The organism is Peribacillus acanthi (assembly GCF_003073175.1).
Lineage (GTDB): Bacteria > Bacillota > Bacilli > Bacillales > DSM-1321 > Bacillus_BN > Bacillus_BN acanthi.
Map to the genome: position 1 here is coordinate 168,794 of NZ_QBBX01000001.1, position 17,708 is coordinate 186,501.

Here is a 17,708-nt window from a genome sequence, read left to right on the forward strand (position 1 = left end):
TTTAAAAAGACAGATGTCCAAAAAATCCATATTATTTAATTATACCCCAAATTATAAAATGAAAAAATCTGAAACAGAAATGTTCCAGATTTTTATGCGAGTTATGCAGCTTCCAAATTATCAATTCGTTCTTTAATGTAGTCAAGAAATTTGTGTTCTTTTTGTATTTCAAAAAATGAAATGGATTTATTTAAATAATGAATGGCACGTCTATTTTCCTTCATTAACTCGTAGTTGTAGCCCATTTGATAATAGAGATAACCGAAAATATACATGCTGTCATTTTTAATGGAACAATTAATTGCTTGTTCGCACATTTTAATGGATGCTTCATAATCTTCTAATCTCGTAAGAACCATCGCTTTGTTATATAAAATTCTAACAAGTAGCGAATCGTCACGGATAATAGGTCTACGATGGATATATTTAATCGCATTATCAAAAGTTTTCAAAGCATCAGAATATAATTGTTCCTTCATATAGATGACGCCAATGGCATTCAAAATATCGATTTCTCTTTCAGACCAAACCTTCTCTGATTGATGGGTCAAAGAAAGTGCTTCTTTTAGAGTTTGAAGGACTTCAGAGTAAGGTGTACCAGTAGCATGATCTGAAAATCCTTTGTGCCAAAGTAACAATTGAAAATTTTCTTTGTTTTGAGTGAATAGAGGATTGTTTAATTCTGCTTGTACAATTTCTTTCACTGCTTTAAAATCATGGCTTCTCGTTTCTTTTCTTAATTGAAACTCAACCTCTTGAACATAATCCAAACGAGGAGTTTTAGCAGTATCGAAGAAAAAATTGATATCTACACCAAGGCGTTCTGCAATTAAATAAAGGGTGGTTGCCGAAGGTGTGACCTCGCCTTTTTCAATCTTACAAATTTGGGCCTGGCTACAAATCCCTTCTGCTATTTCTTCTTGGGAAAAGCCAACGGACTTACGAAGCTCTTTTATCTTGTTACCAATTAGTGTAAAATTCATGTATGTAAACTCCTCTAACTTATTCATATAATTATGAAAGACTATAATAATTCAATAAATGTATGAATATGAAGTGAAAATCCGTCTAATAATGACTGAAAACGCATAAAAATGAGATTTTAATGTTTTCTGAATATATGTTTTAATAGATTTATCCTAATACATTATATGATGTTTAATAAATTTTTCCAATATCCTACTGGAAATTGGAAAAAACCTAATATCGATTTTTATTAGGTTGGTTAAATTTCAAATCGAAGTTAACCTCTCAACTAGAACTCATAGTTTCTAGTTCTCGATTATGTAGGGAACCCCTGAGGAGCGCTTGCCTCCTTAATCCCTAATTGCCCACAGAACCTTTTCTGTGGGATTTTTTTTATTCGGGGCGTGCCTGTCGGTATTCGGGGCGTGCCTGTCACGCCCCGAAAAATCTTGTTTCACGGGAATGTTTCACAGGAAGGGAGAGGGGATTCGACAAGTTGGGAATATGGGGGTGAAAGTCGGGAAAATAACCATTGATGTTGGGAATATATGCATCCAAGTTGGGATTAACATCCGGGAAGTTGGGAAAATCCAGATTCACGCTCCAGTTTAAGCAGGAATTTTCATTTTCTATATGGAATTATCATACGAATACACAAAAGGAGTGATGAAATGAACATAAAAAAACGTGAAATACCCGAATCTATTCTAAAATTACAAGCTTTACTAAGAAGGACCCCTGTAACACATCCAAAATATCCTCAAATACAAGAAAATCTCTCAAAACAACTAGCTGGTTACAAAGGAGAACTAGCGATAGAATATCCATTAAGCTTTTTACCAGAGAAAGAATACTTCATTTTCCATGACCTCAGACTTAAAGTCCATGAATTCTATTTTCAAATGGATTGTCTCTTAATATCTTCTAAATTCATCCTAATACTAGAAATAAAGAATATCGCTGGAACTTTATATTTCGATCAAAACTATCACCAGCTTGTCCGGAAACAAAACGAACGTGAAGAAGCCTTTCCAGATCCCGTTATCCAAACCAAACGGCATGAATTTCTCTTGAAAAATTGGCTTATCCAGCATGGGTTTTCAAACGTCCCCATCCAATCTCTTGTTGTAATAAGCAGTCCGTATACCCTCATACGTTCCTCTATAGAATTGTCCAATAAAGTGATTCATAGTGATTACCTCCCCGAAAAAATCAAACAAATTGAAAGAAGTTATGTCAATAATGTACTACTTGAAAAAGAAATGAAAAGTATCTCTAGAAAAATAGTAAAACAACATCATCCCCACACTTCTCAATCCTAGACCGTTACCAAATAAGAAAAGAAGAATTATTAGCCGGAGTTTATTGCTCAGCTTGCGAAAGCTATACTATGTTGAGAATATATGGAACATGGTATTGTACTAACTGCCACCAAAGCAATAAAGACGCTCACATTCTAGCGTTAAAAGATTATAATTATCTAATTCATTCCAAAATCACAAGCAAGGAACTCCGCTCTTTTCTTCAGATTTCTTCTCCAAACCTCGCCACTCGTATTCTCCAATCTATGAAATTCCCCTCAATCGGCTCGAAAAAAGGAACGTTTTACGATATATCTAATCTTTAACAAACAGTCACCTTGGTTTGAAATCCTGCCAGTAGGGGAAAGTTAAAAGTAGATTAATTTTTTTTCGCGGAGGGCAGGACATGGTTGAATATAAAGAAACAAATCGGGGACTGACCCATAGAATCCAAACTGAAAAAACGTTATTTCAATTCATGTTTCCTTTTTCACTCCACAATAATGGTAAGGAAGATTTTATTAAGGCTATGCTTGAACAAGGATTCCAATTTTTTAATTTGAAGGACTTAGACCAAGAAGGAAAGTATTATGGGGAGTATTCAATCTCTCATCGGAGCCTGGAAAAATATTTCCTGCCCAATATAGAGCCAATCCTTTTTCCAAAGTCCTATAGGGACCGAGAAGGATTCAGACGTCTTTCCAAGAGAATGGATTTGGATTGTCAACTGACTTCAGAACATTTAAACACTAGTTTTCATATACCCTCCTTTGATATATTCATTTGCCCATTTCATATCGGCATCATGAATATACGCGTGGAGTTACCAGCCGGATTATCCGTCTCAGATGCCCTTCAGTTCGGTGACATTTTCCGTGTCATGGAGCCCATCGTAAAAGATGAAGAAAATATGAAGGTTGGCTGTGGAGATAAAGTCTTTACAAAAATGAAGGATTTTATCTTCGAATCTTTATGTCCATTAATGGTTGATTATATGGAGCAGCACAACAAGAATTCTCCATATTTCGGCAGTCTACCATTCTTTATAGACGAGAGGATGTATGTACTCGGTTATCTAGCTGTAAATCCAGAAAGTGAGATTACTAAAGTCGATTTATTCAGAATCGGGCAATTAAACGGATATGATCGGGAAGGAAATCCAGTAGCGGGTGCCCTTAATGAAACATACATCCAGCATTACTACGACCGGAATGTTTACGACCGTTGGGGGGACGAAACCTACTACGTTGCAAGTGATTATACTTTTTGTTGTATTACAAAAACCGAAACAAAAGAAATGAAATACCAATTGGCGTCTCAAATGTATGGCCAACACTTCTACGCTTTGTTGCTGTACTTTTACTATAAAATTGTCCTCATGAAACTCACATATGAACACTCAAAGATTGATATAGAAAAAGATCAATCTAGCTTGGAAAAAATTATCCTGATGATTACGGAATTTTCAGCGAAGTATTTCTTCCCTGAAGTAAACAGCAGGACCTCTGGAAAAGAGATCTTTCAAATCGTCAAAGATGTATACCATATTGAACATCTCTATGAACACGTCAAAAAAACGCTGGAAACTCTTTACCAAAACCAGGAGAAACTAGCCGCCAAACGAAATAACTACTTATTACAAATCCTAACCACTTACACAGTTATATCGGGTATATACGGTATGAATCTTGTCATCAAGGATTGGGAAGGGAAAATCAAGTGGGGGAAAATCCCTGGGTACACTTTGTTTGAATGGATCTCGCTCATTGTTGCCATAAGTGGAATTGCAGTAGGGACCGTGCTAGGATTAACGGCATTAACTAAGTGGATAAAAGAGCGGAAAAGTAGTAAAAATGAACTTTATTAATAGGAATAAACCCCTAAAATGTATTTGGATTGAGATCCATACTCATTTAGGGGTTTATTTTATAGGTTTTATTTTCTCTCGGCTTCAATAATATACCTTTGTGGAGCATTGCCTATAAAAGAAAAAGGATAGCATGTGGATAAATATAAAATTTCTTTAGGAAAAGTCCGTTTTATAATGGTTCTGTCATCTTTATCCACAATATATGTGTTCCTAATTTTATAGATGTAAACTCCTTCCTCCATTAATATTTGTAACTCATCACCAATTTTTAGTTTACCAACCTTTCGGAAAACCGTGTCTCGATGACCAGATAATACAATTTGATCTTTATCATCAGGTAAAGCCGTTGAGGGTAGGTGACCAACCCCTTTTGCAAGTTCATCTTCATTGACTCCTTCTATTATAGGTAATTCTTTTTGTATGGTAGGGATATTTAGCACCCCTATCACATCACCGACTGCATACTCTTTAATGCTTTCCTCTTGTCCTACTATTTGGGATGAAAAATCTGTTTTAATTGTTCTCTTTTGAATATTGTTTTTAACTAATTTCAACATCTCGGTTTGTTGGATTTTCTGATTATAAACATCATTTGAAGCTATGATTATAATCAATATTCCAACAACTACAAGTATTAAAGGCACAAAACTTTTTTTAATCTTCTTCATAAGCACCATTTCTTTTGAACTTAATAAATTCTAACCAATATTGAAACTCCTTCTTGCTGACATCCTGATCGATAGCTTCCTGAAATAATGCTAGCCACTCTGAATCTATTTCTATAGGACTAGTTGCTGATCCTAGGAGATCTTCTACAGTAATCTCCAAACAATCAGCAATTTTAGAGAGTACCTGTATGGATGGATTCTTTTGGATGCCCCGTTCGATATAACTCAAATATGATTTCGATAATCCAGTCAAAGCGGCTAATTTATTGAGGGAATATCCTTTTTTTAGCCTTTGTTTTTTTACATAATCTCCTACCATAGATTATTCTCCTTAATTACAATATAAATACATTATAAAGAACAAATCGTTCTTTAAAAAATACGAAATAATGAGAAAACAAGAGGTATTTCGTGAAAACGAACGAAAAACGTTCTTTTTATGTAAAAAATGACCAATTTTGGACTTTTTCAAAACTATAACCTTTGTACTATACTCAACTTATCAGTTCGATAAAACGAACAAAAATGAACGATTTCTTTAAATGAATACATAAAAACAATTCAAGTGTTCATCAAAAAAGAACAACACGCAAACTAGGAAGGAGTAGTGAATTTGGAACTCTCTAGAGGCCGCAAGTATAAAAAAGTTAAAAACATCAGAAAAAAGAAATACAGGTATATTGCAGGATCATTTTTAGCGGTTGCTATGCTTCCTTATGTAACGGATTCTACATATGCACTGCTTAAGGATAGTGAGCAATCTAGTATTAATCAAGTTAAAGCAGCTTTTGTTTTTCCATCACAGATTCAGTCACTACAAAATCAAGCAAGTCAGATATTCACTCAAATTTCTAACAATTATAATGCCGCGGTGGAAGAATTAAATGACCAATTTTGGACTTTTTCAAAACTATAACCTTTGTACTATACTCAACTTATCAGTTCGATAAAACGAACAAAAATGAACGATTTCTTTAAATGAATCCATAAAAACAATTCAAGTGTTCATCAAAAAAGAACAACACGCAAACTAGGAAGGAGTAGTGAATTTGGTACTCTCTAGAGGCCGCAAGTATAAAAAAGTTAAAAACATCAGAAAAAAGAAATACAGGTATATTGCAGGATCATTTTTAGCGGTTGCTATGCTTCCTTATGTAACGGATTCTACATATGCACTGCTTAAGGATAGTGAGCAATCTAGTATTAATCAAGTTAAAGCAGCTTTTGTTTTTCCATCACAGATTCAGTCACTACAAAATCAAGCAAGTCAGATATTCACTCAAATTTCTAACAATTATAATGCCGCGGTGGAAGAATTAACTGTCATTTCTGCATCAAATACAGTTGCAGAAGCAGAAGCTCACACATCCAATATACAAAATTATCTAAATACCGTTACTTCATTAAAAAGCGATTTAGATAATATTTTCAATCAACTACAGGAGTATCACGATCGAGCAATATCAGATTACGAAATAGGTAAGGAAATTTATCAAACAATTAATATAGAAAAAGAGTATATCTCTGTCAGTTCCTTAATAAAATTGGAATCTTTTTTAAGAGATGAATCTGTAAATCCCATTCATATATTGGCAAGTAACGATGCAACCATTCCATTAGAAACGGAATTAATTAATCTTGTTCAGAAAAAAGTTGAATTTCATAAACGAGTTTACCAATATGTTGAGTCAGGCTTCAACGAAGGTGTAGTTCATATTGCAAATACCAATTCAATAGAAAACAAGATACCTTGGATTTTAAGTTCTGCTGAAAATGCCATAAGAGAAGTAGAGCTGAGAATCAAGCTCGAAGAAGAAAGAAAAAGACAAGAAGAAGAAAGAAAAAGACAAGAAGAAGAAAGATTGAAAGCTGAAAAAGCGAAACAGGAAGAGGAAAAATTGAAAGCTGAGAAAGCGAAACAGGAAGAGGAAAAATTAAAAGCTGAAAAAGAGAAACAAGAAGAAGAAAGATTGAAAGCTGAAAAAGAGAAACAGGAAAAAGCGAAACAGGAAAAAGAGAAATTAATTAGTGAGCAGCAAAAGTCAGAAAAACAAAATGGAACTAATGACCCGGAAGAAACGGACCAGGACGCTGATTTAAATGAGGAATCTTCCTCGAAAAATGAACCAGAATCTCTTAAAGAAGAGTCGTCCAGGTTAGATGATAAAGAAATAGATTCATCAAAAACTAAGAAACCATAATCACATCACAAATGAAGCATTACTTCTATTCTAAATAAAATAAATTAAGTAGCAAGGAGAGGAATTACTTGAAAATCCCTTATAAAAATGCAATAGGGAATATTTTAACCACCCTTTTGATTATCATATTTATTTTTGTAGGATACATGGCTATTTCTGCAAAAATCACCGGTGCGACACCTAAAATATTTGGATATGAACTACTTACAGTCCTATCAGGATCTATGGAACCGTCTATAAAAACTGGTGGAATTATAGCAGTAAAACCCTTAAAAAACATTGATAAGTTAAAGATAAACGAGGTCATTACTTTTAAAGCAATTGATGACCCTAATACTTTAATAACTCATAGGATCATTGACATTCAAACAAATAATGGAAAAAAACAGTTTATCACTAAAGGCGATAACAATGACACACAAGATTTAGCACCAATTCCAGCCGAAAATATAGTTGCTAAATATACTGGTTTCACAATCCCGTTAGTGGGTTCTATGATTGCATTCGCAAAAACAAAAGTAGGAATCATTTCACTATTGATAGTACCAGGAGCATTACTGTTCCTTTGGCAATTAGGAAGTCTATGGCGTTATATTGCCCGCATGGATGATCAAAAAGATGAACAAATTTCTTAAATTGATTTTAATGCTTACAAGCTAATAGCAGGTAAGCATTTTAATAAAAAATTAAATTTATTATTGGGAGGAAAAGAGAAATGGGAATTAAAAAACGTGCAGGTTTAGCAATGGGGACAATGGCATTGGCAGCAGCTTTGGTTGGTGGAGGAACATATGCATTATTTTCTGACACAGTTACGAATGCAGGTAATACTTTTACTGCAGGAACTGTAGAAATAACTGATATGACTGGTGGTAAAGTATTTGCTTCATCTTTATTAGTAGGTAATTTAGCGCCTGGAGACACTGAAACGAAAACTGTGACAGTAAAAAATGATGGTAACTTAGAAATCTGGGTAGCAATCGACAATACAGCTTCAGATGCTACTAAATTAGGTGATTTATTTGGAGGCGGAACACCTTTATCGGTTACATACGATACAGCTGTGAAAAAGCTTGCTCCGGGTGCATCAACTACATTTAATGTTACGTATAACTTGCCTCTTGCAGCTGACAACAGTTATCAAGGTGATACTGGAAAATTCGATGTAGTAGTTAAAGCTGTCCAAGTACGTAACAATGACAATGGTACTGGACCTAACGCTTGGAACTAATTTTCTAGTAAAAAGCTAGAATATAAAACTATCGAGCGGGCTTAATAAATTAAGTCCGCTTTTAAAAGGAGTAATGGGGATGCCTAGAAAAAAATTAGCTACTATCGTTGTAACTGGAGCTTTAGCAGTAAGTTTAGCAGTAGGAGGCGCTACATACGCCATATTCACTGATTCTGCAACAAATGCAGGAAACACGTTCACAGCGGGCACGATAAATATGGATGGACACAGACAGGATATTCCAATTGAAGGCCCGATGTTTTATACACAAGATAATGATAGTGGAAGAATGGGGACTGGTTTCTGGGCTCCTAAAGATATTCACACAAGAGGGATTTTCTTTGAAAATAAAGGAAGTTTAACAGCTAAGCTATCTAAAATCAGTGCAACAGCATCTGTAGAAACACCTCCTGAATTTACTTCTCAAGCTGTAGTTACTATAGCTGCATTGAGACGTCAGGGTGGAGGAGAAATGGATGCTACTGCAATAAAGAATCTAAATGAAGCGTTAGATCAGGCATTTAAAGCTGGTCTAAGTTCTAGATGGTCATGGATTAGAAATGGAGCAAGACTTGCCCAGGAACAAGAAGCTGTTGCAAGAGAATTTGCCTTAAATAAAACATTTGTCGTAAAAAATGTATTTGGATTTGACGTTTCAGTGTTTGTTGAGGATATTTATACAGATGAACTTAAGGATCTTGTATCTAGTGGTGGAGTAGATGTTAAATCTAAAAATATTCAGGTAAGTCCTAGACATACGCTATACATGGGATATACAGTTACTCTTCCTGATCTTGGTATAGCAAACAATCCAATAATGGGCAAATCTGTAAACATTGACTTTACAAATGAGTTCCAACAAGCAAGAAATAACTAAAAGAGCGACCGTGATATAAAAATATCACGGTCTCTTTTTAAAAGTGGAGTATTATATGTTAATTATTGTAAATTTTGTTTTTGTTTTTTAAAAAAGCCACAATATTATAGAATGCGAGGTTATGCCATGCATAGAGGTATTTTGGCAAAGCCTAAGGAACTAACTGTAATTTTAATTTTATTAATAAATTTATTTTATACGACTACGGTCTTTGCCGACAATGAAGATTTTAAAATATTGATAAATCCAGAAAAATCATTATTCACAGTTGAAAATTTAGCACCAGGGGATAAAGTCTCTAATAAGATCAAAATAACTAATGGAGGCAAAAAGAATTTTATTTATTTTTCTTATGCAGAGAAAATGTCTTCAAGTAAAAATTTATATGAAAATCTGAACTTAATAATTGAAGAGAACAGTAATTTAATATACGTAGGGACTCTAAAAGATTTTTTTAGTTTTCCCCCAAGATTTCTAAGAAATGGGGAATCAGAAACACTAAAATTTACTTTAGAGATGCCACTAAGCTTAGGAAATGAATTCCAAGGTTCTTCAGCCGAAGTAGAGTTTAAGTTTGTGGCCGAGGGCAGAAATACACCTCCACCACCTCCTGAAGATTGTAAAGTTACCAATACATGTGAACCACCTGAGGAAGAGTGTAAAGATCCAAAGGGTTGTAATCCTCCAGTAGAAGAGTGCAAAAATCCAAAAGGTTGTAACCCTCCAGTGGAAGAATGCAAGGATCCAAAGGGTTGTAATCCTCCAGTAGAAGAGTGTAAGGATCCAAAGGGTTGTAATCCTCCAGTAGAAGAATGCAAAGATCCAAAAGGATGTAACCCTCCAGTAGAAGAATGTAAAGATCCAAAGGGTTGTAATCCACCTCCACAAGAGGAATGCAAAGAGGGAGATAACTGCAATCCTCCGATAAATGAAGATGGTAACGATACTGAAGAAAATTCAAATTCAGAGCAGCCAACAGACGGTGATGGAAACTCGAATACTAAGAATCCATTGGAAGGTAATGATAATCAAGGAAATATTGAGGAAGGTACGTCTATCCCTGTTGGTGATCAGCTTCCAAATACAGCCACAAATAATTACAACCTGTTATTACTAGGCAGCATAATGATTATGTTAGGTGGAGTATTACTTATTATTCAAAAACGAAAAAAAATTGACTAAATATTTGTCTGTACAAATAGGAATAAGTAATCATATATTAAAACAACCACGAATTCTGAAAATTATAATTATTAGTTCGGGGAAGTTCGATAGTTTATCCTGTTTTTTTACAATAAAAGTTTAGGATATTCCGAAGAAATTTCAAAATATTGTAGAATTTAATGGGTTTGTGCTATTTAAAAGCTTGAACATTTTTTATTTGATTGACAGGAAATGACAAATATATACCTAGTGGCTGCTATATACTAACCTTATAAACAAGTTGTTAATAGCAGAAAAGGGCAAACTTATTGAAAAATAAGGACGCAAAGTCACGGGTCTAAGGTAGGGTATTTACTATGATGGCTGGACTACCTGAAATACACTAGGTATTTTAGGAGGAGAATAGGGTGAATTCATTTATTAACTCTGACCTTGATCATGAATGGATTGAGCTGATTGTTCAAGCAAAAGAAAATGGAATAAAAAAAGAAGAGATAATGGAGTTCTTAAAGCAACAATCGATTCAAAAAGAGGCGATATAAATCTTCAATAATACCAATAATACAACTCCTCCTTAAAGAAAAGATTAAGTTTTATTTTCTTTTCTTTAAGGTATTTTCATTTTGCCGACATAAAATAAAAACAAGAAGCAGTTGCTCCTTGCTTTATAATTCAATCTTTCTTTAGTTTCCACTTATTAAACTCTATGAACTCACGGAATTGTTCCTTTGAAACCCCGGATTTCATAGCTTCCTGAACAATTTTCATCCAATCGGCATCCAGACTATCCTTGTTGGGTTCATCATGTAACAAGGAATCCACTGGTACCTCTAATACTCCAGAAATTTTTTCGAGGAATTGAATAGATGGGTTGGTTTGTAGGTTTCTTTCTAACGAACTTAAGTAAGACTTCGCTACGCCAGCCTTATCTGCTAGCTCAGACATAGACATCTTTTTTTCTTCTCTAAGTCTCTTTACACGATCGCCAATCACATTTATCACATCCTAAAAGTGACACATATAAATGAAAGTATTTATACATTAAATTTTTTTAGATTTATTAATTTTATATTAACAGAAATAACTTCTTTTTTACAATGGTCACAATGTTATTGTGGCTTTCTCTATGTCTTGAAATGAAAAAAGTGCTTAGAAGGCCATAAAAGATGACAAGATAAGCACTTTTCTTTCTAACGTATATCTATTACTTGAAACACATTTTTTTTGGATGAAGAATTACTGGTAGATTCCATATCTCGGTTTGTGTTGGAATTAGATTTTTCTTCTTTCCTGGAAGTATATTTAGCTAAGATACTTCTAATATCAAATTTATCACTTTCTTTTAAAGGGATATTATTATTATTATTTTTCTCTGCCAGAAATTCCTGCGGATCAATGATTCCTGTTTTCGACAGTAGCACTGGCCATATTATGATATTAGAAATTAATAGAGAAAAAATAAAAAAATTAGAAAGAGCCTTCTTTTTCAATGGTTGTCACCTACTTTATGTAGTTCGAATTAAGGTACTTGGTGTAATTCTTCAAATGCTAAGTCTTTCCCTGTAAAAGCTTCGAATGAAAGTTCGGCTCCCTTATCAACATCGGACAATCCAAGGGAAAATGTATTATTCCCCATATAATGGAGCTTGTATCCATTTACTTTTAGTTCTGTTACTGTTTCTGGTGCGGTCACGTTAATTTGGGTGACATAAGAGCGAGTGGTGACAGACACTTTTAGTTGTTTTACTTTTTCTTTAGTCTTCTTTTTTTCAGTCTTTTCTTTACCATTCTTCAAAACTACCTTTTCCGAATTCCGCACCTCTTTATTGGCTATGCTCTTTTTTTCTTGCACCTCAAAAGGCAAATAAATATGTTCACGTAAATACTCTTTATCGGATGAGCGGAGAGATTTTTTAATGACAAGGGTATAATTCTTTTTGTAATTATAAGATTGAGCAGGTGTAACTGTCAGGATGTTTCTCCCTTTTCCCTCTACACTTAACTTTGTAGGATGCTTTCGATTGGATGAGTCTACAATATAAATCGTGGTAGATTTGGCTGTCTTTTCGTCAACGGGATCGTTAAAGGTAATGGACCAAGTCTTTTTAGGGTTTGAGATGACTTTTTTCTCCAAGGTTTTCTCAGCAAAAGGAATGCTGGCTGGAGAACCGAACAAAACAACCAAGACCATAATCAAGAAAATGCCAAACCTTTTCCTCATCTTTTATACTCCTGAACCATAAGGGTACTCATCTCGTTTTCCTCAAGTAACGTATTAAAAGTACCTGAGTCGCTCAACAGTTCATATAGAGTATAGGTATTCCCAGCCGTTTCATAGTCGTATTGCTGTTCCACTTCCGTAATGGGTTCGTTTGAAACAACCTTTAAAGTCTTTTTATCTAAAATCTTACCTTCCGAATCTTTTACCGTTATATGTAGATCATATATATCTGGTAACTTATTCAATCCAAGTGAAAATAGTTTTTCATCGCTGTCCCCGCCATCGACATCGATATAATCTCTAGCATTGGTCTTTTTGATGTCTCTTCCTTTGACTGAAACTCTTAATTCCACAGAAGAAACGTCTTTTTCTTCTGTGATGATGTCAAAGTTGGTGACAGATCCTGTTGAAGTTTGGGTGGAAGCTTGATTTAACTTGCCTTTTTTCTTATGTAAAACATTGATTTCTTGAATGTATCTTTTTGGAGCTGAAACAGTAATCTCACGTGGTAAGTGAGTAGATAACAACCCTGTCAATCTAGACTCATACTTCACAAATAAATCATAGAAAGAATGATAGTTTGTTTTGAATCCTAGATATGTAGTATAAGAGGGATATGAATAAACCCCGTTTTTAAATGTAACGGCTCCAGGTCTAATTTGAATCGTATAATTCTTATCTCCTAGCAAATCCTCGGAAGGGGTCAAAATCACGGTTTTAGCATCCACAATATCCGGTGTTTCCAGTTCTACCGGAACAGACATGCCGCTACGTGTAAAATAAACATAGATTAAACTTGGTTCAACTTTCAATACATCCGCATTAAATGTTAAACGAATTTCGGCACCATTCGAAACTACTGTAGCACCATTTTGCGGAAATGATTTAACAAGGATTCCATTGAGTGCATAGGCAGGTAAAGCATTTGGAATCAAAATAGCAAAAACTAGCACAAACGTCATGACAATAGATGAAAAAAACCTCGAAGCTTTCACGGATTTCAATCCTTTCTAGTACTTTCTAACTTGAATTATAGGGAATGCTAGCTGAATAATCCATAAAAACTAGTATTTTCCAAATATAAATTTTCAATTTTCGACAAAGAAAAGGCAGCTCCGTTGTCGAAAGCTGCCTAGGTTCCTTTTATATTCCTTTTCCAGCAAGCTGGATATAAGATTTGTAGATGTTACTGCCAGTTGGTTTAGCTTCTCCTACTACAACAAGTTGGTCGTTTTGATAGAATAGGTGAAACACTTCGGCACTAGTTTTATAATGTTCGATAGGCGCAAACGTATTCAAATCATAGGAGGTAATATAGTTACCCCATGAAGTGTAGAATCGATTTCCATTAAACGCTAGGCCATAGAAGTCTGTTTCTAAGTTTGTCACGAACTGCATATTCGTTTCACGTAAGCTGGTCGTTTTAAATACCGCTCCAATAGTATTAAACAAATACTTACCATCCGGCGAAGTATGAATCCATTCTTCCAATTCGTACTCTCCGTGATAAGGGGAATCGTATGTCGATGTAAAGACTCCATCTTCAATGGTATAGACACTCATATCAATCGGCGTTGAATCCGAAGTAATCGCATAGATTTTATTTTGAGAAGCGTGCATTTGTAGCATGCTCTGCTGTCTAATAGATGACTGAGATTTTTTTACGCCAGTTGCACGATCAAAACTCATAACATACGTCCATTGATTTGAAGCAGAAGATACATAGAAATACTGATCATCTGCGGCAATGCTATAAGGATCAATCGAAACATCAAACACGTTCTTTTTTGTAAAAGTAGCAGTGTCAATAATAGCCACGCCGCCTTTTTGGAAATTTTCCGGACGATTCGAATGAGGCTCTTGTTTTATCAATGTGACAAGTAATTCACCTTTCGAATAAACCATTTTATCTGCAGGGTATCCTAAATCCAGTCGATCTATTTGTTTGGTTGCATAATTAATTCTTACCACTTTCCCATCATCATTAATCGCAAAAATGATAGGCTCAGTTGGATGCTGGACTGCTTCATAAATCGAATCGTCGAAGTAGAATCGCTCACCATCTAAAGGCAGTTCAACCGCATTCTTAAAAATTTCTTCTTCAATCACGTCGTCCGTCCAGTCAGGCTCTTCTTCTGGAGTGGGTTCTTCCTCTTCCGGTAGAGCTGGAAGCACACTTAAATCGTCAGCTGGAATATCCTTAAATGGTATACCGAAAACGTCTGAAACCATTCCATATACATAGTCAGCTGACACAGCAAAGTTTGTATCCTCTATACCAAACGAATTGACTCCGATAACATACCCCTTCATATTAAATAAAGGACCGCCCGAGCTACCGAATGTAATCGGTGCCGTAATCTGTAATACGTTCAGCTCTTCGTCGTCTTCACCAAAGTCATGTAAACCAGAGACAATCCCATCGGTAACCGTATTTTGCAATCCAAGCGGACTACCGATTGTAACGACTTTCTGTCCTTTTTTCACAAGCTCAAAAGGTGAGATTTGCAATCTTGGAAGGCCCGTTTGTTTTTCCGGTTTCAAAATAGCCAAATCCGCATACTCATCAAACGCATAAACACCTTTGATGTCAATCTCTTGATCATCGGGTGTAATTGCAACTGCTCTCGTTCCACCTTGCACAACATGTAGATTAGTCGCAATTAAATCATTAGCCACAATAAATCCGCTTCCTTGTGAAATAACTTCACCTTCAGCATCATACACCTCAACCATAACAACGCTTTGTTCTTTTTGAATCACATCTTCCAACGATAGAGTAGGTGCACCTGTAAAATCGACAGGCTTGAACTCATCGTTTAAATGTCTAGCTAAAAATGCAGAAAACTGCCCGCGGGTTATGTTCGCACTCGGTCTGAATGATTCATCTGGATACCCGGCCGTAATATTATGGGCTACTAAAGCTTGAATATAAGAATGGAAACGATGGGAAGTGCTCACATCTTTAAAATTAGTATGGTATGTTCCTTTTAAATGGTAGGCATCCGTAACGATTTTAGCCATTTGCCCGCGTGTCAATGTACCATTCGGATTGAATCTTCCATCAGGTAGACCATTGATAATGCCAAGGTTTGCGGCAGTAGCAATTTCCTCATACCCTGGACTTCCTGGTCTTACATCCGAAAACCCGGGATCCTTAGGGTTGGATGGAGTAATACCTAATTCCCTCAATAGCATATATACAGCATGTACTCGTTTGATTGGATCGTTTGGTTTAAAATACAGGCCATGATCATAGCCGTACACAACCTCTTTATCCGCTAAGTACAGAATTTCATCCCTAAACGTTTTTACATCAATAAACTGGTTATTAGCTGCTTTCGCTTCGTCATTTGGCATGGGAAGCGTAAAACCAACTAAGATAAAAAGCGATAACCAAAACAATCGCATGTGGCGCACTTGCTCTCTCTCCCTCAAATAAAATCCCTCTATGACAAGGTCTAATCACAGTTTAATAGATGGAAGAGTATTATTATATGTGAAAATTATTCCAATAAAACTAGACTGGTAATAATTACATGTTTAGTAAAATAGAATCCTTAAAACTATTATAAAATAGAATTAATTAACTATAACTCTAACAAATTCCACCAAAATTACTTTCCTATGATACTAATTTTCAGTGGTAAATTACCCATTAATAGACATAATGAGACATATATAGCCAAAAAGGTACATTTTTTCCGGCAATTCCTGTGCTATGATGGAAACAAATAGTTAAGGGAGGAAAAGATAAACAGATGAAAACTGCAAGACTACTACTGTGCTTTCTTCTTGCTGCAGTACTATCTCTGTCGTTCAATAACTCGTCAAAGGCCGCCACAACTTTTAAAGATGTGAGCACAACTCATCGGGCATACAAGGAAATTATGTATTTGTCCCAAGGTGCAATTGTCACTGGAAATACGAGTGGCTATTTTAAGCCAAATAGCATCGTCACACGAGCTGCAGCAGCGGCAATGATTGGGCGAGCGCTCAATTTGAATGGAGACCCTAGAACTACTCAGTTCAAAGATGTCGGTCCTGGAAACTTTGCCTCTGGTTACATACAATCAGCTGTTGAGAAAAAAATCATTACAGGCTATAAAGATGGAACCTTCCATCCCAATGACCCAGTCAACAGAGGTCAAATGGCAATTATGATTAGCAAAGCTTTCAATTACTCATTTAATAACACGGTTTCAGGTGCAGCTTCGGCCCTAAAAACGAGAGGAATTGCTCAAGGAATGGTCGACGGTTCATTTGGTGCAGACATGCCCATCGTCCGTGGGGATTTCTCGGTGTTTTTAGCTAGATCGATAGATTACAAATTACGACTCGTCCCTACGGTTTCATTTTCAAGTGAAAAATATGTCATCTCTTCTGATTTGAATGTTCGTACGGGCCCTTCAACGAAATATCCAAAGGTGACGAACATTTTAGCAAAAACAAAGGTTGAAGTGGCATATAAAGTAGGAGAATGGCTGTATATTAAAACGGAATCCGGTGAAGGTTTTGCTCATGGAGCATACTTGGCGGATGACTATGAACAAGCAATTGCAAAGAAAACCATCGTTATTGACCCTGGCCATGGATATCCGGATGTAGGTGCTGTAGGTTTTGGTATATTTGAAAGTAATGTTGTTTTAGATACTTCCTTACGATTAAAAGAGCTTCTGTTACAAACGCCTTTCCCTGTAAAATTAACACGAGAAACGGATGAAAAGGTTGAATTAAATGACCGTGTAGCATTTGCGAAACGAGTCAATGCAGATATTTTTGTAAGCGTTCATGCAAATGCGTATAACGGAAGTGCAAATGGAACCGAGACTTATTATTATAGCGCTGCAGCTACTAATCCATATGCAGAGGACAGCAAAGTGTTAGCTACATTTATCCAAAAAAGATTGCTAGTAGCACTAGAATTAAATGATCGTGGTGTAAAAAGAGGCAATTTCCATGTCATACGTGAAAATACAATGCCAGCTGTTTTAACCGAGCTTGGTTTCATCGACTACAAGCCTGATAATGACAAGCTACGCTCACCTCTATGGAGACAGCGAGCAGCTGAAGGCATTTACTTAGGAATACTAGATTACTATAAATATAATGGACATGATGTTTCAAAACTTTATAATGTAGTACAATAAAATGAAAGAAAAGGAGTCTACTATAATAGGCTCCTTTTTCTGTAATCGCCATGAAAGGA

The 17,708-nt window shown here is 35.5% G+C and carries 18 protein-coding genes and 1 riboswitch; of the genes, 10 read left to right on the forward strand and 8 right to left on the reverse strand.

Annotated features, from left to right (window positions below; translation table 11 throughout):
* Positions 1-101: 101 nt before the first annotated feature.
* Complete coding sequence (locus tag DBX25_RS00930) at positions 102-983, reverse strand: helix-turn-helix domain-containing protein (RefSeq protein ID WP_170110106.1); 882 nt, start codon at positions 981-983, stop codon at positions 102-104.
* Positions 984-1,637: 654 nt separating this feature from the next.
* Between DBX25_RS00930 and DBX25_RS00935 the strand changes: the two genes are divergently transcribed.
* Together DBX25_RS00935 and DBX25_RS00940 are read left to right on the forward strand one after the other, a co-directional pair.
* Positions 1,638-2,288: a nuclease-related domain-containing protein gene (locus DBX25_RS00935; protein WP_108668904.1), complete on the forward strand. Its 651-nt coding sequence runs from the start codon at positions 1,638-1,640 to the stop codon at positions 2,286-2,288.
* A gap of 385 nt (positions 2,289-2,673) precedes the next feature.
* On the forward strand, positions 2,674-4,134 hold the full coding sequence (locus DBX25_RS00940; RefSeq protein WP_108668905.1) for a magnesium transporter CorA family protein: 1,461 nt from the start codon (positions 2,674-2,676) through the stop codon (positions 4,132-4,134).
* 68 nt (positions 4,135-4,202) lie between these two features.
* On the opposite strand, the gene DBX25_RS00945 is transcribed toward DBX25_RS00940, so the two are convergent.
* Both DBX25_RS00945 and DBX25_RS00950 read right to left on the reverse strand, forming a co-directional pair.
* Positions 4,203-4,805, reverse strand: a complete 603-nt coding sequence (locus tag DBX25_RS00945) for a class D sortase (RefSeq protein WP_108668906.1) — start codon at positions 4,803-4,805, stop codon at positions 4,203-4,205.
* Positions 4,792-5,124, reverse strand: coding sequence for a helix-turn-helix domain-containing protein (locus tag DBX25_RS00950; protein ID WP_108668907.1), 333 nt, complete (start codon positions 5,122-5,124; stop codon positions 4,792-4,794). Before DBX25_RS00950 ends, DBX25_RS00945 begins: the two co-directional genes overlap by 14 nt.
* A 294-nt stretch (positions 5,125-5,418) precedes the next feature.
* Between DBX25_RS00950 and DBX25_RS00955 the strand changes: the two genes are divergently transcribed.
* The 7 genes from DBX25_RS00955 (at position 5,419) to DBX25_RS00985 (ending at position 10,820) form a co-directional block, all read left to right on the forward strand.
* Positions 5,419-5,721 (forward strand): hypothetical protein, encoded by a 303-nt coding sequence (locus DBX25_RS00955; RefSeq protein ID WP_108668908.1) that lies wholly within the window; start codon positions 5,419-5,421, stop codon positions 5,719-5,721.
* A 133-nt stretch (positions 5,722-5,854) separates the two neighbouring features.
* Positions 5,855-7,006: a hypothetical protein gene (locus DBX25_RS20450; protein WP_157950822.1), complete on the forward strand. Its 1,152-nt coding sequence runs from the start codon at positions 5,855-5,857 to the stop codon at positions 7,004-7,006.
* Positions 7,007-7,074: 68 nt separating this feature from the next.
* Positions 7,075-7,641, forward strand: a complete 567-nt coding sequence (sipW, locus tag DBX25_RS00965) for a signal peptidase I SipW (RefSeq protein WP_108668910.1) — start codon at positions 7,075-7,077, stop codon at positions 7,639-7,641.
* An 80-nt stretch (positions 7,642-7,721) separates the two neighbouring features.
* The gene (locus DBX25_RS00970) at positions 7,722-8,237 is read left to right on the forward strand and encodes a TasA family protein (protein WP_108668911.1); all 516 of its coding nucleotides are present in this window, start codon (positions 7,722-7,724) and stop codon (positions 8,235-8,237) included.
* Positions 8,238-8,316: 79 nt separating this feature from the next.
* Complete coding sequence (locus DBX25_RS00975) at positions 8,317-9,114, forward strand: TasA family protein (protein ID WP_157950824.1); 798 nt, start codon at positions 8,317-8,319, stop codon at positions 9,112-9,114.
* 126 nt (positions 9,115-9,240) lie between these two features.
* On the forward strand, positions 9,241-10,296 hold the full coding sequence (locus tag DBX25_RS00980) for an LPXTG cell wall anchor domain-containing protein (protein WP_157950826.1): 1,056 nt from the start codon (positions 9,241-9,243) through the stop codon (positions 10,294-10,296).
* A 270-nt stretch (positions 10,297-10,566) separates the two neighbouring features.
* Positions 10,567-10,654, forward strand: a riboswitch (cyclic di-GMP riboswitch).
* Positions 10,655-10,685: 31 nt separating this feature from the next.
* Entirely contained in the window at positions 10,686-10,820 is a 135-nt protein-coding gene (locus DBX25_RS00985; RefSeq protein WP_108668914.1) for an anti-repressor SinI family protein, read from the forward strand.
* Positions 10,821-10,950: 130 nt separating this feature from the next.
* Here the strand turns inward: DBX25_RS00985 and DBX25_RS00990 are convergent, their stop codons facing one another.
* The 5 genes from DBX25_RS00990 to DBX25_RS01010 form a co-directional block, all read right to left on the reverse strand.
* Entirely contained in the window at positions 10,951-11,271 is a 321-nt protein-coding gene (locus DBX25_RS00990; protein ID WP_108668915.1) for a helix-turn-helix domain-containing protein, read from the reverse strand.
* 197 nt (positions 11,272-11,468) lie between these two features.
* Complete coding sequence (locus DBX25_RS00995; RefSeq protein WP_108668916.1) at positions 11,469-11,768, reverse strand: hypothetical protein; 300 nt, start codon at positions 11,766-11,768, stop codon at positions 11,469-11,471.
* Positions 11,769-11,797: 29 nt separating this feature from the next.
* A complete protein-coding gene (locus DBX25_RS01000) occupies positions 11,798-12,499 on the reverse strand; it encodes an Ig-like domain-containing domain (protein ID WP_108668917.1) in 702 nt (233 codons plus the stop codon).
* Complete coding sequence (locus tag DBX25_RS01005) at positions 12,496-13,494, reverse strand: copper resistance CopC family protein (RefSeq protein WP_108668918.1); 999 nt, start codon at positions 13,492-13,494, stop codon at positions 12,496-12,498. The genes DBX25_RS01000 and DBX25_RS01005 overlap by 4 nt, the downstream gene beginning before the upstream one ends.
* Positions 13,495-13,642: 148 nt before the next feature.
* The gene (locus DBX25_RS01010; protein ID WP_240620112.1) at positions 13,643-15,910 is read right to left on the reverse strand and encodes an S-layer homology domain-containing protein; all 2,268 of its coding nucleotides are present in this window, start codon (positions 15,908-15,910) and stop codon (positions 13,643-13,645) included.
* A gap of 350 nt (positions 15,911-16,260) precedes the next feature.
* Here DBX25_RS01010 and DBX25_RS01015 point away from each other — a divergent pair, with 350 nt between their 5' ends.
* Complete coding sequence (locus DBX25_RS01015) at positions 16,261-17,649, forward strand: N-acetylmuramoyl-L-alanine amidase (RefSeq protein ID WP_108668920.1); 1,389 nt, start codon at positions 16,261-16,263, stop codon at positions 17,647-17,649.
* Positions 17,650-17,708 lie beyond the last annotated feature (59 nt).

Excerpts from the sequence above, each read along its gene's own strand:
- DBX25_RS01015 (WP_108668920.1), top strand. The coding sequence starts at position 16,261 with ATGAAAACTGCAAGACTACTACTGTGCTTTCTTCTTGCTGCAGTACTA.
- DBX25_RS00945 (WP_108668906.1), bottom strand. The coding sequence starts at position 4,805 with ATGAAGAAGATTAAAAAAAGTTTTGTGCCTTTAATACTTGTAGTTGTT.
- DBX25_RS00970 (WP_108668911.1), top strand. The coding sequence starts at position 7,722 with ATGGGAATTAAAAAACGTGCAGGTTTAGCAATGGGGACAATGGCATTG.
- DBX25_RS00975 (WP_157950824.1), top strand. The coding sequence starts at position 8,317 with ATGCCTAGAAAAAAATTAGCTACTATCGTTGTAACTGGAGCTTTAGCA.
- DBX25_RS00940 (WP_108668905.1), top strand. The coding sequence starts at position 2,674 with ATGGTTGAATATAAAGAAACAAATCGGGGACTGACCCATAGAATCCAA.
- DBX25_RS00935 (WP_108668904.1), top strand. The coding sequence starts at position 1,638 with ATGAACATAAAAAAACGTGAAATACCCGAATCTATTCTAAAATTACAA.
- DBX25_RS00930 (WP_170110106.1), bottom strand. The coding sequence starts at position 983 with ATGAATTTTACACTAATTGGTAACAAGATAAAAGAGCTTCGTAAGTCC.
- DBX25_RS01010 (WP_240620112.1), bottom strand. The coding sequence starts at position 15,910 with ATGCGATTGTTTTGGTTATCGCTTTTTATCTTAGTTGGTTTTACGCTT.
- DBX25_RS01000 (WP_108668917.1), bottom strand. The coding sequence starts at position 12,499 with ATGAGGAAAAGGTTTGGCATTTTCTTGATTATGGTCTTGGTTGTTTTG.
- DBX25_RS00950 (WP_108668907.1), bottom strand. The coding sequence starts at position 5,124 with ATGGTAGGAGATTATGTAAAAAAACAAAGGCTAAAAAAAGGATATTCC.
- DBX25_RS00980 (WP_157950826.1), top strand. The coding sequence starts at position 9,241 with ATGCATAGAGGTATTTTGGCAAAGCCTAAGGAACTAACTGTAATTTTA.